At 60.1% G+C, this 22,323-nt stretch carries 26 protein-coding genes and 1 riboswitch; of the genes, 24 read left to right on the forward strand and 2 right to left on the reverse strand.

Translation table 11 applies throughout. The annotated features are described in order from the left end of the window. The first annotated feature begins 35 nt into the window (after positions 1 to 35). Genes cobA through AC0TN7_RS19000 form a run of 3 tightly spaced genes read left to right on the forward strand, consistent with a single transcriptional unit; the run spans position 36 to position 2,567 of the window. Complete coding sequence (gene cobA / locus AC0TN7_RS18990) at positions 36 to 806, forward strand: uroporphyrinogen-III C-methyltransferase (RefSeq protein WP_048989926.1); 771 nt, start codon at positions 36 to 38, stop codon at positions 804 to 806. Positions 807 to 844: 38 nt separating this feature from the next. Next, a complete protein-coding gene (gene cobD, locus AC0TN7_RS18995) occupies positions 845 to 1,915 on the forward strand; it encodes a threonine-phosphate decarboxylase CobD (protein WP_473702346.1) in 1,071 nt (356 codons plus the stop codon). Positions 1,916 to 1,919: 4 nt separating this feature from the next. Continuing rightward, on the forward strand, positions 1,920 to 2,567 hold the full coding sequence (locus AC0TN7_RS19000) for a precorrin-2 dehydrogenase/sirohydrochlorin ferrochelatase family protein (protein ID WP_248273056.1): 648 nt from the start codon (positions 1,920 to 1,922) through the stop codon (positions 2,565 to 2,567). Here the strand turns inward: AC0TN7_RS19000 and AC0TN7_RS19005 are convergent. Continuing rightward, positions 2,559 to 3,425: an L-threonine kinase gene (locus AC0TN7_RS19005; protein WP_473702347.1), complete on the reverse strand. Its 867-nt coding sequence runs from the start codon at positions 3,423 to 3,425 to the stop codon at positions 2,559 to 2,561. The two genes, AC0TN7_RS19000 and AC0TN7_RS19005, sit on opposite strands and share 9 nt — an antisense overlap. 453 nt (positions 3,426 to 3,878) lie before the next feature. Then, positions 3,879 to 4,054: riboswitch (cobalamin riboswitch) on the forward strand. A 100-nt stretch (positions 4,055 to 4,154) separates the two neighbouring features. Between AC0TN7_RS19005 and AC0TN7_RS19010 the strand changes: the two genes are divergently transcribed. From AC0TN7_RS19010 to cobT, 21 genes are read left to right on the forward strand one after another with little or no spacing between them, the layout of a single operon-like run. Continuing rightward, complete coding sequence (locus tag AC0TN7_RS19010) at positions 4,155 to 5,534, forward strand: cobyrinate a,c-diamide synthase (RefSeq protein ID WP_473702348.1); 1,380 nt, start codon at positions 4,155 to 4,157, stop codon at positions 5,532 to 5,534. Beyond that, entirely contained in the window at positions 5,531 to 6,490 is a 960-nt protein-coding gene (cbiB, locus tag AC0TN7_RS19015) for an adenosylcobinamide-phosphate synthase CbiB (RefSeq protein ID WP_473702349.1), read from the forward strand. The genes AC0TN7_RS19010 and cbiB overlap by 4 nt, the downstream gene beginning before the upstream one ends. A gap of 12 nt (positions 6,491 to 6,502) precedes the next feature. Further along, a complete protein-coding gene (locus AC0TN7_RS19020; RefSeq protein WP_463726886.1) occupies positions 6,503 to 7,135 on the forward strand; it encodes a cobalt-precorrin-8 methylmutase in 633 nt (210 codons plus the stop codon). Then, positions 7,132 to 8,271, forward strand: coding sequence for a cobalt-precorrin-5B (C(1))-methyltransferase CbiD (cbiD, locus tag AC0TN7_RS19025; protein WP_208763717.1), 1,140 nt, complete (start codon positions 7,132 to 7,134; stop codon positions 8,269 to 8,271). Before AC0TN7_RS19020 ends, cbiD begins: the two co-directional genes overlap by 4 nt. Continuing rightward, positions 8,265 to 8,870 carry a cobalt-precorrin-7 (C(5))-methyltransferase gene (locus AC0TN7_RS19030; RefSeq protein WP_024907723.1) on the forward strand — a complete coding sequence of 202 codons (606 nt, stop codon included), beginning with the start codon at positions 8,265 to 8,267 and terminating at the stop codon, positions 8,868 to 8,870. Before cbiD ends, AC0TN7_RS19030 begins: the two co-directional genes overlap by 7 nt. Further along, positions 8,860 to 9,429, forward strand: a complete 570-nt coding sequence (locus tag AC0TN7_RS19035; protein WP_024907722.1) for a decarboxylating cobalt-precorrin-6B (C(15))-methyltransferase — start codon at positions 8,860 to 8,862, stop codon at positions 9,427 to 9,429. Before AC0TN7_RS19030 ends, AC0TN7_RS19035 begins: the two co-directional genes overlap by 11 nt. Further along, a complete protein-coding gene (locus AC0TN7_RS19040; protein WP_024907721.1) occupies positions 9,422 to 10,195 on the forward strand; it encodes a cobalt-precorrin-4 methyltransferase in 774 nt (257 codons plus the stop codon). The genes AC0TN7_RS19035 and AC0TN7_RS19040 overlap by 8 nt, the downstream gene beginning before the upstream one ends. Further along, on the forward strand, positions 10,176 to 11,231 hold the full coding sequence (cbiG, locus tag AC0TN7_RS19045; RefSeq protein ID WP_463726884.1) for a cobalt-precorrin 5A hydrolase: 1,056 nt from the start codon (positions 10,176 to 10,178) through the stop codon (positions 11,229 to 11,231). Before AC0TN7_RS19040 ends, cbiG begins: the two co-directional genes overlap by 20 nt. Then, the gene (locus tag AC0TN7_RS19050) at positions 11,231 to 11,956 is read left to right on the forward strand and encodes a precorrin-3B C(17)-methyltransferase (protein ID WP_024908221.1); all 726 of its coding nucleotides are present in this window, start codon (positions 11,231 to 11,233) and stop codon (positions 11,954 to 11,956) included. Before cbiG ends, AC0TN7_RS19050 begins: the two co-directional genes overlap by 1 nt. Next, a complete protein-coding gene (locus AC0TN7_RS19055) occupies positions 11,953 to 12,738 on the forward strand; it encodes a cobalt-precorrin-6A reductase (RefSeq protein WP_024908222.1) in 786 nt (261 codons plus the stop codon). Before AC0TN7_RS19050 ends, AC0TN7_RS19055 begins: the two co-directional genes overlap by 4 nt. Before the next feature lie 10 nt (positions 12,739 to 12,748). Continuing rightward, the gene (gene cbiK, locus AC0TN7_RS19060; RefSeq protein ID WP_473702350.1) at positions 12,749 to 13,543 is read left to right on the forward strand and encodes a sirohydrochlorin cobaltochelatase; all 795 of its coding nucleotides are present in this window, start codon (positions 12,749 to 12,751) and stop codon (positions 13,541 to 13,543) included. After that, entirely contained in the window at positions 13,540 to 14,253 is a 714-nt protein-coding gene (locus tag AC0TN7_RS19065) for a cobalt-factor II C(20)-methyltransferase (RefSeq protein WP_024908224.1), read from the forward strand. The genes cbiK and AC0TN7_RS19065 overlap by 4 nt, the downstream gene beginning before the upstream one ends. Beyond that, on the forward strand, positions 14,250 to 14,987 hold the full coding sequence (gene cbiM, locus AC0TN7_RS19070; protein WP_024908225.1) for a cobalt ECF transporter S component CbiM: 738 nt from the start codon (positions 14,250 to 14,252) through the stop codon (positions 14,985 to 14,987). The genes AC0TN7_RS19065 and cbiM overlap by 4 nt, the downstream gene beginning before the upstream one ends. Before the next feature lies 1 nt (position 14,988). Further along, positions 14,989 to 15,270: an energy-coupling factor ABC transporter substrate-binding protein gene (locus AC0TN7_RS19075; protein WP_047040056.1), complete on the forward strand. Its 282-nt coding sequence runs from the start codon at positions 14,989 to 14,991 to the stop codon at positions 15,268 to 15,270. Continuing rightward, positions 15,257 to 15,934 carry an energy-coupling factor ABC transporter transmembrane protein gene (locus AC0TN7_RS19080; protein ID WP_024908227.1) on the forward strand — a complete coding sequence of 226 codons (678 nt, stop codon included), beginning with the start codon at positions 15,257 to 15,259 and terminating at the stop codon, positions 15,932 to 15,934. Before AC0TN7_RS19075 ends, AC0TN7_RS19080 begins: the two co-directional genes overlap by 14 nt. 11 nt (positions 15,935 to 15,945) lie before the next feature. After that, complete coding sequence (locus AC0TN7_RS19085; RefSeq protein WP_248163827.1) at positions 15,946 to 16,764, forward strand: energy-coupling factor ABC transporter ATP-binding protein; 819 nt, start codon at positions 15,946 to 15,948, stop codon at positions 16,762 to 16,764. Continuing rightward, positions 16,761 to 18,284, forward strand: coding sequence for a cobyric acid synthase (locus AC0TN7_RS19090; RefSeq protein ID WP_417927187.1), 1,524 nt, complete (start codon positions 16,761 to 16,763; stop codon positions 18,282 to 18,284). Before AC0TN7_RS19085 ends, AC0TN7_RS19090 begins: the two co-directional genes overlap by 4 nt. Then, on the forward strand, positions 18,281 to 18,832 hold the full coding sequence (cobU, locus tag AC0TN7_RS19095) for a bifunctional adenosylcobinamide kinase/adenosylcobinamide-phosphate guanylyltransferase (RefSeq protein WP_024908230.1): 552 nt from the start codon (positions 18,281 to 18,283) through the stop codon (positions 18,830 to 18,832). Before AC0TN7_RS19090 ends, cobU begins: the two co-directional genes overlap by 4 nt. Next, complete coding sequence (cobS, locus tag AC0TN7_RS19100; protein ID WP_061715598.1) at positions 18,823 to 19,581, forward strand: adenosylcobinamide-GDP ribazoletransferase; 759 nt, start codon at positions 18,823 to 18,825, stop codon at positions 19,579 to 19,581. The genes cobU and cobS overlap by 10 nt, the downstream gene beginning before the upstream one ends. 3 nt (positions 19,582 to 19,584) lie before the next feature. Beyond that, complete coding sequence (gene cobC, locus AC0TN7_RS19105) at positions 19,585 to 20,193, forward strand: alpha-ribazole phosphatase (protein ID WP_248273042.1); 609 nt, start codon at positions 19,585 to 19,587, stop codon at positions 20,191 to 20,193. A gap of 11 nt (positions 20,194 to 20,204) precedes the next feature. Next, on the forward strand, positions 20,205 to 21,260 hold the full coding sequence (gene cobT, locus AC0TN7_RS19110) for a nicotinate-nucleotide--dimethylbenzimidazole phosphoribosyltransferase (RefSeq protein ID WP_048989896.1): 1,056 nt from the start codon (positions 20,205 to 20,207) through the stop codon (positions 21,258 to 21,260). Positions 21,261 to 21,336: 76 nt separating this feature from the next. Here the strand turns inward: cobT and AC0TN7_RS19115 are convergent, their stop codons facing one another. Then, positions 21,337 to 22,191, reverse strand: coding sequence for an AraC family transcriptional regulator (locus tag AC0TN7_RS19115; RefSeq protein ID WP_417927188.1), 855 nt, complete (start codon positions 22,189 to 22,191; stop codon positions 21,337 to 21,339). Between the last annotated feature and the right edge of the window lie 132 nt (positions 22,192 to 22,323).

Below are 22,323 nucleotides of genomic sequence, written 5' to 3' on the forward strand. Positions count from 1 at the left end.
TTGCGTCTTTAAATATTTAATCTGAGGATATAACGATGAGTAAAGGGAAGGTTTGGCTTGTAGGGGCAGGGCCTGGCGATGCGTCTTTGATTACGGTAAAAGGTTTGCACTGTATCCGCCATGCGGAGGTGATTGTTCACGATCGCCTGGTAAACCCTGAACTTCTGGCTCAGGCTCCGGCAGGCTGTCTGATTATTGATGTCGGTAAAACCCCAAGCCATCATCCGGTGCCTCAGGAACAAATCAATGCCCTGCTGGTCAAGCATGCCGGGGAAGGGCGCCAGGTGGTGCGCCTGAAAGGCGGGGACCCCTACGTTTTTGGCCGCGGGGGCGAAGAGGCCGAGCAGCTGGCGAAAGCCGGCCTGACGTTCGAAATTGTGCCGGGGATCAGTTCCGCAATTGGCGGACTGGCCTATGCCGGGATCCCGGTCACGCACCGTCATTACGCCTCCAGCTTTCATATTGTGACCGGTCATATGTGCCAGGGGAACGACCCGCAAAACTGGCATGCCCTGGCGCAAATCAACGGAACGCTGATCGTTCTGATGGGAATGACGCGGCTGACGGAAATCTGCCAGCAGCTCATCGAGGGAGGCATGTCCGCTGAAACGCCGGTGGCGGTGGTGATGTATGCCAGCCAGTCTCGTCAGCAGATCGCCAAAGGTACGCTGACCGATATCCACCTCGAGGTTGAACGTCAAAAACTGCATGCTCCGGCGCTTATCGTCATCGGTGAGGTGGTCAGTCTGCAGGAGATACTGGCGTTTACCGCATCACATATCGCGCTGAATCAGGTTGTGGTCTGATGTTATCCTGACATTTTCGAAATGGACGAGTGAAACGAATGAGTGAGCATGGTGGTAACGTTCTGGAAACGGGGCTGCAGTTGGGGATCGCTCCCGAGCTGCTGGTGGACTTTAGCGCGAACATCAATCCGTTAGGGCTGCCCGATCGCGTCAGGTCGCTCATTGTGTCCCACCTGGATATCATCATGCAGTACCCGGACGTTGAATACCGCCATCTTCATCAGGCGCTGGCCACCGCCAGCCGGTGTGACTATGACCAGACGATTGCCGGGAATGGCGAAACGGAGCTGATCTATGGCCTGGTGCGAACGCTTGCCCCTCGCCGGGCGATGCTGCTGGTACCGGGCTTCGCCGAATATCGCCGGGCATTACAGCAGCAGGGTTGCGAGATAATTGACTATGCGCTGAGTGAGCAGAACGGGTTCCAGGTGGATGTTTCCATACTGGACGCCGTTCGCGCGCACAGGCCCGATTGCCTGTTTATCGCGACGCCAAACAACCCTACCGGACTCATGCCTGATGCCGGTCTTCTCGACCGGCTGGCCTCGCTGTGCGAATCGCTGCAGATTGCGCTGATTGTGGATGAGGCGTTCATCGATTTTCTGCCGCAGGGCTCCACGCTGGCGCCGCGGCTGGCGGAGTCACGCTATCTTTACCTGCTGCGATCCCTGACCAAGTTTTTTGCTATTCCCGGGCTGCGTCTTGGGTATCTGCTGAGCGGCAATACGCAAACCATTCACCAGCTGAAACGCACCCGTGAGCCCTGGTCCGTGAATGCCTTCTCGGCGCTTGTGGGGCAATATTTGCTGTCGGATGAGGACTATATTGCTCGCAGCCACGCCTTTATCGCCCGGGAGCGGGATTTCCTGTGGCAGGCGATGGCGCGCTTTTCATCGCTGGCGGTCTGGAAGCCGCAGGCCAACTTTATTTTCTTCCGCTGTCTGCGTCCGGGTTTCGACCTGAAGGCGGCGCTGCTCGGCCATCACATCCTTATCCGCCACTGCGAAAACTATCCAGGGCTCGATCGCGACTACTACCGGATTGCCGTGCGTACCGAGGCGGAGAACCGCCGGTTTATTGCCGCGCTGACTCACGTTTTACAAGGCTAAGGCGATGGACTATTTCCCGATTTTTTGCAACCTGAAGGGGAAACGCTGCCTGATCGTCGGTGGCGGGCAGGTGGCGACGCATAAGGCAAAGGGGCTGCTGGCGGCCGGGGCGGTGCTGCATCTGGTTGCGCCCACCCTGACGCCGGAACTCGCCAGCCTGCACGCGAGCGGTGACATCGAGTGGTTTCCGGCGACGTTTTCGCCGCAGTATCTGCAGTCGTGCTGGCTGGTCATTGCCGCGACCAGCGATCCGCAGGTGAATCGTCAGGTCGCCGCGGCCGCCAGCGCGGAGCGTATCTTTTGCAATGTCACGGACGACCCTTCTGCTGCCACCTTTATCTCACCGGCCATAATCGACCATTCGCCGGTCATTATTGCGCTGAGCTGCGGGGGCAACGCGCCGGTGTACAGCAAGATCCTCAAAGCGCATGTCGCCGCCCACCTTCCTCCGGGCATGCGGGAAAGCGTGCGGCTGGCGGGGACGCTGCGTGAACGGATTAATCGCGCATGCGGTGACCGGGAGCGCAAGCGTGCATTTTGGGCCGCGTTCTTCCGGCATGCTCCGCTGCAGCAGGCTTTAGCGCAGGAGCACGAGCAAGAGGTCAGGCAGCAGGTCGAGTGGCTCATTCAGCACAGGCTGCTGTCAGAGTAGCGTCACGCCGCCTTTTACCATCCGCAGAAGGTGTTGTTCAGGCCAGTGGCGGGTGAGCTGTTTTTTTACCAGCAGCCATTTCACATAATCGACATCGTCTTTATTTCTGTCCAGCATCAGACCCACGACGCTGCCGCTGTGCGCCACGTTCACCCCGTAAATATCGCACTCCTCCACCAGTGAGAGCAGTGCGTCAAAATCCGGTTTAGGCAACAGCGTCTGGCTGGCAATGGCGCTGAGGGTGGCCGCTTCGCCCATCCGATAAGGGTTTTGCGTTATGCAGGACTCCTGGACTTTTTCCCACGCGCGTTCCAGCGCTGGCGCACCGGCCAGTAGCCCCGCCTGACGCGGGATGCGGTGGTAATCTGCCGTACGCAGCGTTTGCGGACTTTCAAGAACGAGCAGGTCGAGAGCGGGCTGGGCGTTGCAGGCGATCTGCGTGGAAGCGTCGTTATGATCGAAAAGGGTCAACTGGCGAAACACGGTGCTGTCGGTGGGTTCGAGCGAAACGCAAAGCGTTGCCAGCGTGCTTTCGTCGAGCTGACGCCCCAGATGGTGGGCGGTGGCGACGGCGGTGGCGGCGATATCCGCGGTGCTGCTGGCCATCCCTTTGGCAACCGGGATGGTCGAGTGCACGTCAATGCGGATATCCTGGCTTAGCTGCGCCGGATAATGCCAGTGCTGCAACAATCGCTCGACCATCGCGCGCGAAAGCGGGCGTTCATCCGCCACGGGTGAGCCGTGGCTCACCTCAACGGTGCTGTACCATTCGACAGGGCAGGAGACCAGCTTCTCACTGCCCAAAATCCAGCCCTGGATAAGCTCACCGCACGACGCGGGGCATTGCGCAACAGCCACGTTTCCACCTTACTGGTCAGAAATTTCTGGAGCATAGTGTCATGAGGATATTCCTCTTACCTTGATATACCGCAAATTCCGACCTGGATAGTCTCCATATTATTTTGCGATCCTGCTGAACGCGTAATGCATCAATGAAATCACACTGACTTACGTTGGGCAGCAATATTATGTTTTTGCCGGGCTTTAATATCCTGATGAATTTTGATCACAATAAAATGAAAAAATATCAAGTAGTGCAATAACTTGTCATAGAACAATAAATATTGAGATTTTAAGCGTGATTATCTTTGCTTTTTATTTTTTGTGATAAAACGTTGAGTTATTGAGAAAGGCGTCAATTATTCTGGCGCCACGTTTTACTCAGCATGGTTTTCATTTGCGGTTAAGTAATTGCCTAAGGTGAATTGAAACGCCGTAAATAGCATTGCTGTTTTGAGAACGAACTCTTTCTCATAATGTAAGCCGACAGGTTTTGCCACATTTGTGGCAGGGAAGGGGGTGACAATCCCCCGCAGCCCCCGCTGCTGTGATGCTGACGACCCCGTAATGACCACTGATCGCGAGATTGGGAAGGACGGGCGAGGAGGACGCTAAGCCAGAAGACCTGCCTGTCGGGAACGTTCAACAACTTCGGTGGGAAGTGGGTTGTACTGATGCATCATACAGTCGAAAGACTGGGACGACGTGTATCTATACCTCCCAACCACCCTGGACAGGATCGGGGTCATGGCGGCAAAGCAGTACGCGTTTGTTCTGGCAGGTACCGGAAGCGGTTGTGGTAAAACCACGGTGACGCTTGGCCTGTTGAGTCTGTTAAAACAGCGTGGGTTACGCGTCCAGCCGTATAAAGTGGGCCCTGACTATCTTGATACCGGCTGGCATACCAAAGTCAGCGGCACCTCCTCCCGCAACCTCGACAGCTTCATGCTTCCTGAGCCAATACTCAACGCGCTGTTTTGCGAGCATATGCAGCAGGCGGATATCGCGGTCATTGAAGGCGTGATGGGGCTGTATGACGGCTACGGCACCGATCCGAACTATTGCAGCACCGCCGCGATGGCAAAACAGCTGGGCTGTCCGGTGGTTCTGCTGGTGGACGGCAAGGCGGTTTCTACGTCGATTGCCGCGACCGTAATGGGCTTTCAGCGGTTCGATTCTACCCTCAATATTGCCGGGGTGATTGTCAATCGCGTCAACAGCGAATCACATTATCAGCTGCTCAAAACGGCCATTGAGCACTACTGCACGCTACCCGTCCTGGGCTATGTGCCGCACGTTGAGGGCGTCGGGTTGCCCGAACGCCATCTTGGGTTGGTCACCGCCCGGGAGTCGGCCGCGGACCCGCAGACCTGGCAAAATTTTGCCGCCATTCTCGAACGTACGCTGGATATCGAACAACTTCTCGCGCTCAGCCAGATGGCGTCGCTACCGCAGGGCGCCTGGCCCGCGCGCCCTGACGGGGACGCCGGGCGCGGGTTAACGCTCGCGATGGCCGATGACGAGGCCTTCAATTTCTATTACCCGGATAACATCACGCTGCTTGAACGTACCGGGGTCGACATTATCCGCTTTAGCCCGCTGCGCGATAGCCGCTTACCTGACTGCCAGATGGTCTGGCTCGGGGGCGGTTACCCGGAGCTGCATGCGGCACGGCTTGCGGAAAACACCGCGATGCTCGCCAGCCTGCGGGAGGCGCATCGTCGCGGGGTGGCGATCTACGCCGAATGCGGTGGGCTGATGTACCTCGGCAGCACGCTGGAAGATAGCGAGGGGGTTACCCACCGGATGGCCAATATTATCCCCGGCCACAGCAGGATGGGTAAACGGCTGACCCGTTTTGGCTATTGTGAGGCGCAGGCGCGCCAGCCCACGCTGCTGGCCGATAGCGGGGAGGTGCTGCGTGGGCATGAGTTTCACTATTCCGACTTCTCCCCCCAAACCCCTGCGGTACTGGCGTGCCGCAAAGTGCGTGATGGCGTGACGATGCAGGAATGGGCGGGGGGCTGGCAGGTTGGCAACACGTTCGCAAGCTACCTGCACCTCCACTTTGCCCAACGCCCCACGATGCTCAGCCGCTGGCTGACGGCGGCGAGGGGGGCGCTATGACCCTGATGGCATGGTGCGTCGCGTGGCTGCTCGATGTCATCATCGGCGACCCGCAACGCTGGCCGCATCCGGTGCGCTGGATAGGCAACCTGATCAATGCGGTGCAGCGGGGTGTTCGCCGCTGCTGCCATAGCGACGCGGCGTTACGCATTGGCGGCGGCGTCATGTGGCTGGCCGTCGTGGGGCTGACCTGGGGCATAGCCTGGGGCGTGCTGGCGTTCGGACGGTGGGTGCATCCCTGGCTGGGCTGGGCGATTGAGGTGTGGATGATATTTACCGTGCTGGCCGGGCGCAGTCTGGCAAACGCCGCGCGGGACGTTGAACGCCCGCTGCGGGCAGGCGACCTTGATGAAAGCCGCGAAAAGCTCTCCTGGATAGTGGGGCGCGATACCTCTCAGCTTCAGCCGGAACAGATCAACCGGGCGGTGGTGGAGACCGTCGCGGAGAACACGGTCGACGGCGTTATCGCCCCGCTGTTCTTCCTCCTGCTGGGCGGCGCGCCGCTGGTGATGGCCTATAAGGCGGTGAATACCCTCGATTCAATGGTGGGCTACAAGCATGAAAAATACCGCGCGATCGGCATGATCAGCGCCCGTATGGATGACGTGGCGAACGCTATCCCCGCGCGCCTGAGCTGGCTCTTGCTGAGCGTTGCGGCGTGGCTATGCCGCGAGGAGCCCTCCCGCGCGCTGCGCGTCGGCTGGCGCGACCGCTATAACCACAGCAGCCCCAACTGCGCGTGGTCTGAAGCAACGGTTGCCGGTGCGCTGGGCATCCGGCTTGGCGGACCCAACACCTATTTTGGCCAGCGCGTGGAAAAGCCGTGGATCGGCGACGCCCTGCGCCCGATTGCGGTAGACGACATTTCCCGAACGATTCGACTGATGTGGGTTTCCTCCACCCTGGCGCTGGCGCTGTTTATCGCAGCACGCTGGCTGATGGCTGGCGCGGCCTGAGGACAAAAGACAATGCAATACATCCAGCAACCCCAGGCGATTGAAGCCAAAAGTTTCGACATCATTGGCGAGATCGTTCGCGAAACGCGGCCGGAGTACCGGTTCGCCAGCCCGCTGCATGAGGCGATCGTCAAGCGGGTGATCCATACCACCGCAGATTTCGACTGGCTGGATATTCTCTGGTTTTCAGATGACGCGCTGGAACAGCTTTGCGCGGCGCTCCGTCGCCCGTCCGTTATCTATACCGATACCACGATGGCGCTCTCCGGGATCAACAAAACGCTGCTGGCCACGTTCGGGGGCGAATGTCGCTGCTATATCAGCGACCCGAGGGTGGTGGCGCAGGCAAAGGCCCAGGGAATCACCCGCTCGATGGCGGCCGTGGATATCGCCGTGACGGAAGAGAGCGAGAAGATCTTTGTCTTTGGCAATGCGCCCACGGCGCTGTTTCGCCTGCTTGAGCATGATGTTGCCGTCAGCGGCGTGGTGGGCGTCCCGGTGGGGTTTGTGGGGGCGGCGGAATCGAAAGAGGCGCTGACGCACAGCCATCTGCCCGCGATTGCGGCACTCGGGCGCAAAGGCGGCAGCAATGTGGCGGCGGCGATTGTGAACGCCATGCTCTATTACCTGCAGGGGGCGCAATGAGCGATTCCACCTTCGATGCCCCGGTATGGCATAACGGGAAGGCATTACGTAAAGGCTACACCACCGGCTCCTGCGCGACCGCGGCAGCGAAAGTCGCCGCACTGATGGTGCTGCGCCAGCACCTCATTCATCAGGTCTCCATTGTGACACCCTCCGGCGTCACGCTGTGTCTGAACGTGGAATCGCCGCACATTGAAGGGCAGCAGGCGATTGCGGCCATCCGCAAAGACGGCGGTGATGACGTTGACGCCACCCACGGCATGCTGATTTTCGCCCGTGTGACGCTCAACGACAGCGGCGAGATTACGTTGGCGGGCGGCGAGGGCGTGGGGACCGTGACGCGCAAAGGCATCGGCCTGCCCATCGGCAGCGCGGCGATCAACCGCACGCCGCGTCACACCATTGAGTCCGCCGTGCGCGAGGCGATTGGCCCGACGCGCGGGGCCGACGTGGAAATCTTCGCCCCTGAAGGCGAAGAGCGGGCGCAGAAAACCTACAACTCACGCCTCGGGATCCTGGGCGGTATTTCGATCATCGGCACCACCGGCATTGTCACGCCGATGTCAGAGGAGAGCTGGAAACGCTCGCTTTCTCTGGAGCTGGAGATTAAACGCGCGGCCGGGCTGGAGCGGGTCGTGCTGGTGCCGGGCAATCATGGCGAGCGCTTTGTGCGCGAGCAGATGGGTATCGATAAAGATGTCGTGGTCACCATGAGCAACTTTGTCGGCTACATGATCGAAGAGGCGGTGCGGCTGGGGTTTCGCCAGATAGTGCTGGTCGGCCATCCCGGCAAGCTCATCAAAATTGCCGCCGGGATATTCCACACCCACAGCCATATCGCCGATGCGCGCATGGAAACGCTGGTGGCGCATCTGGCGCTGCTCGGTGCGCCGCTGGAATTACTCACCGTCGTCAGCGAGTGCGATACCACCGAAGCGGCGATGGAACACATCGACACCTGGGGTTTTCAGGCGCTTTACAGCCATCTCGCCGAACGGATCTGCCTGCGCGTAATGCAGATGCTGCGCTTTACCAAAAATCCGCCGACCTGTGACGCCATTCTGTTTTCCTTTGATAACCAGGTGCTGGGCAGCAACCGCCCGGTCGAGGCGATTGCCCGGGCGCTGCAATGTTAACGGTCGTGGGAATGGGGCCTGCGGGATTGCGCCTGATGACGCCCGCCGCGCGTGAAGCTATCGATCGCGCCGATGCGCTGGTCGGCGGAAAACGCCATCTGCTGCAGTTCCCGGCGTTTTGCGGCGAGACGTTTGTCCTGGGGGCCAACATTCCGGCGCTGCTGGCCTGGGTTGAGGCGCGTCAGGAGAAAAAGGTGGTGATTGTGGCCTCCGGCGATCCGCTCTTTTACGGCATCGGATCGCGGATGGTGGCGCATTTCGGTATGGCGCGCGTGCGCATTATTCCCGGTATCAGCGCGGTGCAGTACCTGTGCGCGCAGGCGGGCATTGATATGAATGAGATGTGGCTCACCAGCAGCCATGGCCGCAACGTGAACGTTGACGAGCTGGCACGGCATCGCAAAGTGGCGATGGTCACCGATAGCCAGTATGGGCCGAAAGAGATTGCCGCGCAGCTGGTGGCGCGCGGGAAGGGCCATCGCTGGATGGTGATTGGTGAAAACCTGGCGATGGAAAATGAACGGATCCACTGGCTGCCCGTCAGTGAGGTCAGTGCCGACTATGAGATGAATGCGGTGGTGATCCTCGATGAAAGATGAACTGTTTCTGCGCGGCGAAACGGTGCCGATGACCAAAGAGGCGGTACGCGCGCTGGCCCTCACGAAGCTCGAGCTGCATCGCGCCAGCCACCTGATTGACGTCGGTGCGGGAACCGGGAGCGTGTCGATAGAGGCGGCGCTGCTGTTTCCCTCGCTGCACGTGACGGCCATAGAGCGTAACCCTGCAGCTCTGCAGCTGCTTGCGGAAAATCGCCAGCATTTTGCCTGTCGCAATATCGCGATTTTGCCGGGCGTTGCGCCCTTACCCGTGGCGGATAAGGCCGATGCGGTCTTTATGGGCGGCAGCGGCGGCCATCTGACCTCGCTTATCGACTGGTCCCTGCGCCAGCTACATCCGGGTGGACGTCTGGTGATGACGTTTATCCTGCAGGAAAACCTCACTACCGCACTGGCCCATCTGCAGCAGATCGGCGTCCAGAACATTGATTGCCTGCAAATGCAGGTCTCCGCGCTGACCCCGCTCGGCAGCGGTCACTATTTCAAACCGAATAATCCCGTTTTTGTTATCGCCTGTCAGAAGGAAGAACACCATGTCTGAGACGTTTGATTCCCGTTGCGTGTGGTTTGTCGGTGCCGGTCCTGGTGACCGTGAGCTCATCACGCTCAAGGGCTACCGGCTGCTGCAGCAGGCGCAGGTGGTTATCTATGCCGGTTCGCTGATCAATACCGAGCTGCTGGCGTATTGCCCGCAGGGAGCCGAATGCCACGACAGCGCGGAACTCCATTTAGAACAGATAATCGACCTGATGGCGGCGGGCGTGAAGGCCGGAAAAACGGTGGTACGTTTACAGACCGGCGATGTCTCGCTCTACGGCTCCGTTCGCGAGCAGGGCGAAGAGCTGACCAAACGCGGCATTGCCTGGCAGGTGGTGCCCGGCGTCAGCGCTTTCCTCGGCGCCGCGGCGGAGCTTGGGGTGGAATACACCGTGCCTGAAGTCTCGCAGAGCCTGATTATTACCCGCCTCGAAGGCCGCACGCCGGTGCCGGAACGTGAACAGCTGGAGTCATTTGCCAGCCATCAGACCTCCATGGCGATTTATCTCTCGGTCCAGCGTATTCACCGGGTGGCGGAACGCCTGATTGAAGGCGGTTATCCGGCCACCACGCCCGTTGCCGTCATTTATAAAGCGACCTGGCCGGAAAGCCACACCGTACGCGGCACGCTGGCGGATATCGCCGACAAAGTACGCGAGGCGGGGATCCGCAAAACGGCGCTCATTCTGGTCGGGAAGTTCCTGGGCGAGGAGTATCACTACTCAAAACTCTATGCCGCGGATTTTAGCCATGAATACCGTAAAGCCTGAGCCCATCGCGCTGTTTTGCCTGACGCCGGGCGGCGTGCGGCTGGCGAAGCGTCTGGCGGCAATGCTGCCGGTCACCTGCTTTACCAGCGAGGGCCTGCGGGAAGAGGGCTTTATCTCCTTCGACGGCGGCTTTGCCCCGGCGGTGCGCGAGGCGTTCACGCGCTACCCGGCGCTGATTTTTATCGGCGCCACCGGCATTGCGGTGCGCGTTCTGGCACCCCTCATCCACGACAAGCTGAGCGACCCGGCGGTGGTGGTGATCGACGAGCGTGGGCAGCACGTGATTAGCCTGCTTTCCGGCCATGCTGGCGGGGCGAATGCGCTGACCCGCTATCTGGCGGAAATGCTGGGGGCGGATCCGGTGATTACCACCGCCACGGACGTCAACGAGATGGCCGCGCTGGATACCCTTGCCTTCCAGCTGAATGCCCGAATGCGCGATTTCCGAACGACGGTGAAAATCGTCAACCAGATGCTGGTGAGCCATCAGCGGGTAGGGCTGTGGTGGGATGCGGAACTCGACGACGACGTCAGCCGGTGCGATCGGCGCGGGTTTATCACCGTGAGCGACCTGCAGCACCTCCCGGAACTGGATGCGCTGGTGTGCATTACGCTGCGCAACGCGCTGCCGGAACTGCCGTTACCGCACTGGACGCTGGTTCCCCAGCGGGTCGTGGCGGGCATCGGCTGTCGACGCGACACGCCGTATCCGCTGCTGGCGACCCTGTTGATGCGCCAGCTTGCGGCGCAGCAGTTCGATCCGCTGGCGCTGAAAGCGATTGGCAGCGTCTCCCTTAAAAAAGACGAAGCGGGCCTGCTTCAGCTTGCCGCCTGCTGGGGTGTGCCGTTTGAAACCTTTACCGCTGACGCGCTGCGTGAGCACGAACACCGCTTTCCGACTTCACCGTTTGTACGCCAGACGGTTGGGGTGGGGAGCGTCTCGGGACCGGCAGCGTGGCTGCTGAGCCATGGGCAACTACGAGGAGAAACCCTGCGCGAACAGGGCGTCACTATCACTTTGGGAGTTTCACACTGATGTTAACCGTAATTGGAATCGGCCCGGGCTCGCAGGCCATGATGACCATGGAAGCCGTAGACGCGCTGCAGGCGGCAGAAATCATCGTTGGCTACAAAACCTATACCCATCTGGTGAAGGCCTTCACCGGCGACAAACAGGTGATCAAAACCGGGATGTGCAAAGAGATTGAACGCTGTCAGGCGGCGATCGAGCTGGCGCAGGCCGGGCATAACGTCGCGCTTATCAGCAGCGGCGACGCCGGTATTTATGGCATGGCGGGGCTGGTGCTGGAACTGGTCAGCAAACAGAAGCTGGACGTTGAGGTTCGCCTGATCCCCGGGATGACGGCCAGTATCGCCGCCGCGTCTCTGCTTGGCGCGCCGCTGATGCACGATTTTTGCCACATCAGCTTAAGCGATCTGCTGACGCCGTGGCCGGTCATTGAAAAACGCATTGTTGCTGCGGGAGAAGCGGACTTCGTCATCTGCTTCTATAACCCGCGCAGCCGGGGTCGCGAGGGCCATCTGGCACGGGCGTTTGAGCTGCTGTCCGCCAGCAAAAGCCCGCAAACGCCGGTAGGGGTAGTGAAGTCTGCCGGGCGCAAAAAGCAGGAGAAGTGGCTGACCACGCTGGGCGACATGGACTTTGAGCCGGTCGATATGACAAGCCTGGTGATCGTCGGAAATAAGGCCACCTATGTGCAGGAGGGGCTGATGATCACACCCCGGGGCTATGTGCTGTGAACTATGGCGACGTGCTGGTCATGGGCGGCACCAGCGATGCCCGCGCGATCTGCCAGCAGCTGGATGCGGCCGGCGTGGCCTACACCCTGTCGGTGGCGACGGCCACCGGGCAGCGGCTGGCGGGCGACATTAACGGCCGGGTGCGCTGTGGCCGCCTGGAGCCGCAGCAGATGGTTGACTGGCTTGCGCAAAACAGGACCCGCTGGGTGATTGACGCATCGCATCCCTACGCTGAGGTGGTCAGCCGCAACATCCTGGCGGCCTGTGAAACGGTGGGCGTGTTGCTTAGCCGCTATCAGCGCCCCGAACAGCTCAGCGAGCTGACGCATCCGCTGCTCTACAGCGTGCCGGGCATAGAAGAGGCCTGCGACATCGCGCGGCGGCTGGGCGAACGCGTGCTGTTGACCACCGGCAGTAAAGATCTGGCGCGCTGGCGCGCCGGGCTGCCGGAGAAAACGCTGCTGGCCCGGGTGCTGCCGGTGCCCGAGGTCCTTGAGCAATGCGCCGGGCTTGGCTTTGGCGTTACCGAGATCTTCGCGATGTGCGGGCCATTCAGCGCTGAGTTTAACGCGGCGTTTTATCGCCAGTGCCGGGCTGACGTGATGATCACCAAAGCGTCCGGTGCGGAAGGCGGCTATCGGGAAAAGGTTCAACCCTGTCTGGATGCGGGCATCCCCTGCATCGTGATTACACGCCCGGCGCCGCTGGTGACGGGAGAAGAGTTACTGGAAAGTCAGGCCGCATTCGCCGGGCGCTTAGCCCGCTGGCTGGCCGCTGCTTAAGGAGTTAGAGATGAAAAAGGCGCTTCTGGTGGTCAGCTTTGGTACCAGCTACCACGATACCTGCGAGAAAAACATTGTGGCCTGCGAGCGTGCGCTGGCGGAAAGCTGCCCTGACCGCGAGCTGTTTCGGGCATTCACCTCCGGGATGATCATTCGCAAGCTCAAACAGCGTGACGGCATTGAGATCGATACGCCGCTGCAGGCGCTGAAAAAGCTTGCGGCTCAGGGATATCAGGACGTGGCGATCCAGTCCCTGCACATCATCAACGGCGATGAGTACGAGAAAATCGTCCGTGAAGTGCAGAGCCTGCGCCCGCTCTTTACCCGCCTGACGCTGGGGGTACCGCTGCTGAGCAGCCACGACGATTACGCGCAGCTGATGTGCGCCTTGCAACAGCAGATGCCGACGCTTGGGGCCACGGAAAAAGTGGTGTTTATGGGCCACGGCGCCAGCCATCACGCCTTTGCGGCCTATGCCTGTCTCGACCACATGATGATGGTCCAGGGCTTCCCGGCCCGCGTCGGCGCGGTGGAGAGCTATCCGGAAGTCGACATCCTGATTGAGAGCCTTGGTAAACAAGGCGTCACCGCCGTGCATCTGATGCCTCTGATGCTGGTGGCGGGCGATCACGCCATTAACGATATGGCCTCTGATGACGAGGACTCCTGGAAGACGCTGTTTAACGCTGCCGGGATCCCGGCAACGCCGTGGCTGAGCGGGCTGGGCGAAAACCCGGCGGTGCGCGCGATGTTCGTCGCCCATCTTCAGCAGGCGCTGAGCGTGGCGATGGAGGAGGCAGCATGAGCGGCAAACTGTACGCCCTCAGTACCGGGCCGGGCGCGTCGGACCTTATCACCGTGCGCGCCTCACGGATCCTCGGTTCGCTCGATATTCTCTACGCCCCGGCGGGACGAAAAGGGGGCGACAGTCTGGCGCTTTCTATCGTTCGTGAATATGTCGGCGAGCAGACTGAAATCCGCTGCTGCCACTTTCCCATGAGCGCCGACAGCGCTGAAAAGGAGGCGGTGTGGGATGCGGTGGCCGACGCGTTAGTAACGGAGGTGAACGACGGAAAACAGGTTGGCTTTATCACCCTGGGCGACGCCATGCTGTTCAGTACCTGGGTGTTCTTACTTCAGCGCATCGGCAGCCCGGACTGGCTGGAAATTGTGCCCGGCGTGACGTCGTTTGCCGCGATTGCCGCGCGGTCCAAAACGCCGCTGGCGATGGAACAGCAGTCGCTGGCGGTGATCGCATGCACCGCGCCGGAAGCGGAGATTGCGCAGGCGCTGCAGCAGCACGACAGCCTGGTGCTGATGAAGGTCTATGGCCGGTTTGCGCGCATCAAAGCGCTGCTGACGCAGGCCGGGCTGCTGAACTGCGCGCTGATGATGTCAGAGGCCACGCTCCCCGGCGAGCAGTGCTGGCGGCATCTGGATGAGGTTGCTGACGACCAGCCGTTACCCTATTTCTCGACCATTCTGGTCAACAAACAGTGGGAGTATGCGCAATGAAACTCGAACAACAGCTTAAACAGCTGTCATTAAGTGGCCTGGCGGCGGCGCTATTGCTGATGGTGGTGCCGGAGCAGGCGTTCGCGATGCACATCATGGAAGGCTTTTTACCGCCCATGTGGGCGCTGGCGTGGTGGCTGATCTTCTTACCGTGTCTGTGGTATGGACTGGTGCGCCTGCGCCGTATCGTGCAGGAGGATAGCCACCAGAAAGTCCTGCTGGCGCTGTGCGGGGCGTTTATTTTCGTGCTGTCGGCGCTGAAGATCCCCTCGGTGACCGGCAGTTGCTCGCATCCGACCGGCGTCGGGCTCGCCGTGATTCTGTTCGGGCCGGGCGTCGTCGCTATTCTCGGCGCCATCGTGCTGCTGTTTCAGGCGCTGCTGCTGGCGCACGGCGGGTTAACCACGCTTGGCGCGAACGGCATGTCGATGGCGGTGATTGGGCCGGTTGTCGGGTACATGGTGTGGAAAATGGCCTGCCGTGCCGGGCTCCGTCGTGATGTCGGGGTATTTTTGTGCGCGATGCTGGCGGATCTGGTGACCTATTTTGTCACCTCAGTCCAGCTTGGCGCGGCGTTCCCGGACCCGGCGACAGGTGCAACGGGGTCGATTGTGAAATTCATGGGCATTTTCTGCCTGACGCAGATCCCCATCGCCATCGCGGAGGGACTGTTAACCGTCATGATTTATGACCAGTTGACCAAACGTCAGCTGATTACCGCACAAGGACACTGAGATGAAAAAGACGCTGATGCTGTTGGCGATGGTGGTTGCTCTGATCGTACTACCATTTTTTATCGATCACGGGGGGGAGTTTGGCGGCTCGGATGGTGAAGCCGAAAATCAAATTCAGGTTGTGGCGCCGCATTACACGCCGTGGTTCACGCCGCTCTATGAACCCGCCAGCGGCGAAATTGAAAGCCTGCTGTTTACGCTCCAGGGCTCCATTGGCGCAGCGGTGATTTTCTATATTTTGGGCTACACCAAAGGCAGACAGCGCCGTGATGACCGGGCTTGACAGGCTAAGCTATCAGAGCCGCTGGGCTCACGTGGCGCCGGAACGCAAGTTTCTGCTCTGGCTGGCGCTGATGACGCTGGCGTTTGCGCTGCCGCCGCTGGGGCAGGGGATCGTCCTGGCGTTGACGGCGGGACTGACCTGCTGGCTGCTGCGGATGACCTTCTGGCGCTGGTGCCGCTGGATGGCGCTGCCGTTTGGCTTTCTGCTGGTCGGCGTGCTGACGATCCTCTTTAGCGTCACCCGTGACCCGAACACGCTGGCGGCAGGCGTCCCGGTGGGGCACTACTGGCTGGGGATAACCGCGTCCGGGCTGACTGCCGCCAATGAAACCTTCTGGCGCAGCCTTGCCGCGCTGGCGGCGACCTTCTGGCTGGTGCTGAACCTGCCGTTTCCGCAGCTGATTGTGCTGCTTAAGCGGGCGCGCGTGCCGCGCCTGCTTACCGAGCAGATCCTGCTGACCTGGCGCTTTATTTTTATTCTGTTAGACGAAGCGCTGGCAATTCACCGCGCGCAGACGCTGCGTTTTGGCTATCGTAGCCTGCCAAAGGGCTATCGCTCGCTGGCGATGCTGGTTGGTTTGCTGTTTACCCGGGTGCTGATTCGCTATCAGCAGATGGCGACCACGCTGGATATTAAACTCTACCAGGGTGATTTTCCCCTGTAAGGAATCGCGCCATGCTTACCACCGCCGATCTCTGGTTTCGCTATCAGGAGGCGCAGGTGCTCAAAGGGCTGACGCTGGATTTTTCGGCCCATCCCGTCACCGGGCTGGTCGGAGCTAACGGCTGCGGAAAGTCGACGTTATTTATGAATCTGAGCGGCCTGCTGAAGCCGCAGCAGGGTGCGGTGCTGTGGCAGGGGAAGCCGCTGGACTACAGCAAGCGCGGACTGCTGGCGCTCCGTCAGCAGGTGGCAACGGTGTTTCAGGATCCCGATCAGCAGATCTTTTATACCGATATTGATAGCGACATCGCCTTCAGCCTGCGCAATCTGGGCGTGGCGGAACCGGAGATTGCACGGCGCGTCGACGATGCGCTGACGCTGGTTGACGCGCAGCGTTTTCGCCAGCAGCCGATCCAGTGCCTGAGCCACGGGCAAAAGAAGCGCGTCGCCATTGCCGGGGCGCTGGTGCTGGGCGCCCGCTATCTTCTGCTGGACGAGCCCACGGCCGGGCTTGATCCTTCAGGACGCACGCAGATGATCGAGATTATCAGGCGCATTGTGGCGCAGGGGAACCACGTGGTGATCTCCAGTCATGATATTGACCTGATATACGAAGTGAGCGATGCCGTCTACGTGCTGCGTCAGGGAGAAGTGCTGGCGCACGGCGCGCCGGGTGAGGTCTTTGCCCGCGACGAACTGATTGAACGGGCCGGATTAACGCAGCCCTGGCTCGTCAAGCTGCACGCGCAGCTTGGCCTGCCGTTATGTAAAACCGAAGATGAATTTTTCAGCCGTATGCGACAAAAAAACGTAATGAAGGAGGCCTCATGACGCAGGCAATTATGTTGCAGGGCACCGCTTCTGACGTGGGTAAAAGCGTCCTGGTGGCGGGGATGTGCCGGATTTTTTATCAGGATGGCCTGCGTACCGCACCGTTTAAGTCGCAGAATATGGCGCTCAACTCCGGTATTACGCCGGAGGGAAAAGAGATGGGCCGCGCGCAGATATTTCAGGCTCAGGCGGCGGGGATAACGCCGGACGTACGGATGAATCCGGTGCTGTTAAAGCCGACCAGCGATCGTAAAGCGCAGGTGGTGCTGATGGGGCAGGTGGCAACCGATATGGACGCGGTCAGCTACCACGAGTACAAACCGCGCCTGCGGGAGCAGATCCGCGATGTCTATAACAGCCTGGCCGGAGAGTATGACGTGGTGGTGCTGGAAGGCGCGGGCAGCCCGGCGGAGATTAACCTGCGCGATCGCGATATCGTCAACATGGGGATGGCCGAAATGGCGCAGTGCCCGGTGATCCTCGTGGCGGACATTGACAGAGGCGGCGTGTTTGCCGCCATCTACGGCACGCTGGCGCTTTTGCACGATCGCGAGCGGGCGCGGGTGAAAGGGGTCATCATCAATAAATTTCGTGGCGATGTTGCGCTGCTTTACTCGGGTATTGAGCAGATAGAAAACCTGACCGGTGTGCCGGTGCTGGGCGTGATGCCATGGCTGGATGTGGATCTGGAAGATGAAGACGGCGTGGCGCTGCAAAAGGGAAAATACCTGCGAACCGCCCAGCGCGATATCGACATTGCCGTGGTGCAGGTACCGCATATCTCCAACTTCACCGATTTTAACGCCCTGGCGGCGCAGCCCGATGTTCGCGTGCGCTATGTCCGTTATCCCCAGGAGCTGGCGGGGGCCGATCTCGTGATTCTCCCCGGCAGTAAAAATACGCTGGGCGATCTGGCCTGGCTGCGGGAAAGCGGCATGGCGCACGCGGTGCTCCAGACCCACCAGCAGAACGTGCCCGTCATGGGCATTTGCGGCGGCTACCAGATGCTTGGCGATACCATCATTGATGAGGTGGAGTCGGGGCTGGGAACCCAGCCGGGGCTGGGTCTGCTCCATACCGTGACCCGCTTCGCGCAGCGAAAAACCACGACGCAGGTCTCGGCGCAGATGGCGTCGGCGCTCCCGGCGTGGCTTAAGTCGGCAGCGGGCATTAAGGTGCAGGGCTACGAGATCCATATGGGAGAGACCCAACTGACATCCGACGGTAGCCCGGCGCTGTTTCTGGAAAAAGAGGGCGAGCGCATCGCGGACGGTGCCATCAGCGCTGACGGGCAGGTGATAGGGACCTATCTACACGGGCTATTCGATAACGATGCCTTCACGCGCGCGATGGTGGACGGCTTGCGCCAGCGCAAAGGACTGGCGCCCTTAGACGTTGCGGTAGATTACGCCGCCTGGAAAGCGCAACAGTTTGATATCCTGGCGAGCGCGATGAGAGAACATATTGATATTAAAAAGATCTATCAAATAATGCGGGAGCATCAGGAGGAAGGCGCATGATTTTGGTCACCGGAGGCGCGCGCAGCGGGAAAAGTGCGCACGTCGAGCAGCTGGCGGCGCAGCAGTGCGAGCGCGTGCTGTATATCGCGACGTCGGTGATTACCGATGAAGAGATGGCGCTGCGCGTTGACAAGCACCGCGCCCAGCGTCCTGCGCACTGGCGAACCTGGGAAGGGTATCGCGATCTGGGCGACGTGATTCGCCACCAGGTGCAGCCGGGCGAAGGCGTGGTTCTGGAATGCGTCACCACCCTGCTGTCGAACCTGCTCTATGACGCCAGCGGCGGCGCGTCGCCGGAGACCCTCGATTTTTCCGCGCTTGAGGCGGTGCTGCAACAGCAGGTGGACGACCTGATTGCGGCCTGCCAGCAGTCGGCGGCGCCGGTTTATATTGTGACCAATGAGCTGGGCATGAGCATCACGCCAGAGAATCGGCTGGCGCGTCATTTTGTTGATATTGCCGGGCGCGCGAACCAAAGGCTGGCGCAGGCGGCGCAGGAAGTGTGGCTGGTTGTCTCGGGAATTGGAGTAAAGATTAAATGCCGTTAAAAATGTTGTGGGCGACGCTGGGATTCATTACCCGCATTCCGGTGCCGCAAAAGTGGAGCGACGGCGTTGAATTTTCGCAGTATGGCCGTGGCGTCCCCTGGTTCCCGGTAGTGGGTCTGATCGTTGGCGTGCTGGCTGCCCTGGGCTATCTGGCGGTGAGCCAGACCGGCGGGGGGATCTATATCGGCGCGGTCGCCTGGGTTCTGGCGCTGGTGCTGCTGACCGGCGGGTTTCATCTGGACGGTCTGGCGGACACCTGCGATGGCGTCTTTTCTGCCCGCACCCGCGAACGGATGCTGGAGATTATGCGCGATAGCCGGTTGGGAACCTATGGCGGTCTGGCCATCGTATTCTGCATCCTTATCAAAGTCGCTGCGGTAATTTCCCTGGCCCACCTTCCGGTTAATACCCTGTTTGCGCTGCTGGTCTGCGCGCCGATCGTCGGGCGAACGGCAATGGTGTTGGCCATGTACCGGCAGCGCTATGCGCGCGAAGGGGCTGGAATGGCAAACGCCTATCTTGGCCATATCAGCGGCAAAGAGACGGTCATCACCCTCTGCATCGGCGTGGCGCTCGTGGGGCTATTGGCCGGGGCGCACGGGCTTATCGCCAGCGTCATCACCTGGATTGTCGTCAACGCGGTAAAGACCTTTTTAAGCCGCCGACTGAACGGGCTGACGGGGGATACCCTGGGCGCGATGGAGGAGATCGGTGAAATGGTCTTCCTGCTGTCGCTACTGTGGGTCTGATGTATGCGTCTTTTTCTGGTTCGTCACGGTCAAACAGCCGCTAACATCAGCGGCGTATTTTACGGGAGTACCGATCTGGCGCTCTCACCGCAGGGCATTGCCCAAAGCCAGCGTGTTGCCGGGTACCTGTCCGGGGTCGCGTTCGGGCACGCGCGCGTCAGCGCGCTGCAGCGTTCGCAGCAAACGGCGCGGCTTATCGTGCCGACAGCCCATGATGTCCACGTCGATGCGCGGCTTAACGAGCTGGATTTTGGCGAATGGGAGATGCGTCACTTCAGCGACATCGAAAAAGAAAGTCCCGCGTCGTGGCAGCACTGGATGGATGACTGGCAAAACGCAACGCCAGACGGCGGCGAAGCCTTCCCGCATTTCGCCGCGCGCGTCAGGGCGGCGGCGGATGAGATGAGTCAGCTGCAGCAGCGCGAAGACATGCTCATTGTGGCGCATCAGGGCGTGTTGAGCCTGCTGCTGGCAACCTGGTTAGGGATGCCCGTGGCGGCGATGTGGCATTTCCCGTTCAGTCACGATGCCTACACGGTCGTTGAAAATCGGGGCGGGCATTGGGTGTTACGGGTATTTAATGGCGGAAGCGTTTGGCAAACAGAAGAGTGAGGGTGATGAGGATGGGGACAGTGAAGGCGCTGGCGGCGGCCATCAGACCGCTTGATAAACAGAAGATTCAGGCGGCCTCAAGGCATGTTGATGGCTTAATAAAGCCGACAAACAGCCTGGGTCGGCTGGAAAGTCTGGCAATACAGCTTTCGGGAATGTGGGGCATCGACAGGCTCGATAATCTGCAAAAAGAGATTATCGTCATGTGCGCCGACCATGGCGTGTTTGATGAAGGCGTGGCCGTGACGCCGAAAGTGGTGACCTGGCTTCAGGCCGTCAATATGCAAAAGGGGTTGACCGGAGTGTGCGTGCTGGCCCGCAATAGCCAGACGTCTGTACTGCCCGTTGACATCGGTATTGACGGCGAGCCTATCGACAATATGCTCAGCCTTAAACTCTCGCGTGGCTGCGGGAATATCGCTCAGGGTCCGGCGATGAGCCGTCAGGATGCCGAGCACCTGCTGCTGGCGAGTGCCAGCCTCGTTAAAAAACGCGCGCAGGAGGGGATCTCCGTCTTTGGCGTAGGCGAGCTGGGTATTGCCAATACCACGCCAGCCTCGGCAATCATCAGCGTGCTGACCGACAGCGATCCGCATGATGTGGTGGGGATTGGAGCCAATTTGCCGCAGGACCGGGTGCAGCATAAGGAAACCATAGTCCGGCAGGCGATACGCATAAACCAGCCGGATGCGCGCGATGCGGTTGATGTGCTGGCCAAAGTCGGCGGCTATGACCTGGTGGGCATGACCGGGGTGATATTGGGCGCTGGCGCATGCGGACTGCCCGTTGTGTTAGACGGTTTTCTCTCGTATGCCGCCGCCATCGCCGCCTGTCAGATTGCGCCAGAAGTGAAGAACTACTGTATTCCCTCTCATTTTTCCGCCGAAAAGGGGGCCAGGCGCGCGCTGGAGCACCTTGGGCTGGCGCCGTTTATCCATCTTGACATGCGTCTTGGCGAAGGGAGCGGTGCCGCGCTGGCAATGTCTATCGTCAGCGCGGCCTGCGCAATGTACTGCGAGATGGGGCAACTGGCGCAAAGCGGCATTGAGTTGCCCGTTCCGGCATGACGGAAAGGCAAAAACCACCAGCCAGGCTGGACGCCGGAAAGCGTCCAGCTTTGGGCCAGCGGTCAAGACCCCCTTATCAGGGCATTCTGGTGCAGCGGATACTGCGCCGATACTGCAGCGGCGTCTGACGCATCATTTTTTTAAAGCAGGTAATGAAATAGGTCACCTCGCTAAACCCGACTGCCAGCGCAATAGCGTCAATTGGCTCTTCGCTGTACCGCAACAGCTCGCAGCTGCTTTTTATCCGCCGGGTCAGCAAATATTCGTGGATGCTACCGCCGGTCTGCTGGCGGAAAATGCGTGAGGTATAGCTGCGCGAAAGCCCCAGGTCGTGGGCTAGCTGGTCGAGCGAAAACTTGCTGGCATAGTGGGCTTCGACCCAGCTCATAATCCGCGAGGCGACGGTCTGCTGGCGCGGCGGGTAGGGTTGCGGCTGCTCGGGCAGAAACGTCATGAGCTGCATCATCAGAAAGGCCACCTCGCAGGCCTCGGTCTGCTCGTTGCCCTCCAGGCGCTGAAACTGTTCTAGGATCCTTTCGATAAACGCTGCGTGCTCGCTGAGATCGTAGATTTGCGCCGGAAGATTGCTGGCGGCCAGCGCGGCGAACCGGGCCTGATGGCGCGGGAAGGCGCCGAGCGCACTTTCGACCACCGATTGCTCAATGTGCATGGTGGTGCGGTGATAGGGATTCTTATCGCTATGATCGACCTGCACTTTGTGCAAACGGAAGGGCGGGAAGATAAATAATCGCCCCGGACGGGCGGTGTAGTGCTGATTATCCACCACCACGATGCCGTAGCCGCTGGATATATAGAGCAATTCAACGCATTGATGCCAGTGGTAGTAAATCGCGCTGGTGGTGGACATGCGGTTAAAAGAAATGGCCTGCCGATCGAGCGTAATTCGTTCCAGCAGCTGCGTTTCACCCATATTACCTCCAGGACAACAGATTTAAATTTTTAGGCCATCATTTGTAATTTATCCCCCTCGCGTTCGACAAAATCCAGAAAAAATGAAATGGCGGTTTAATTTTGTGATTCTGCTCACTCAGCGCCGGGAATA

Source organism: Enterobacter sp. PL_is511 (genome assembly GCF_055816065.1).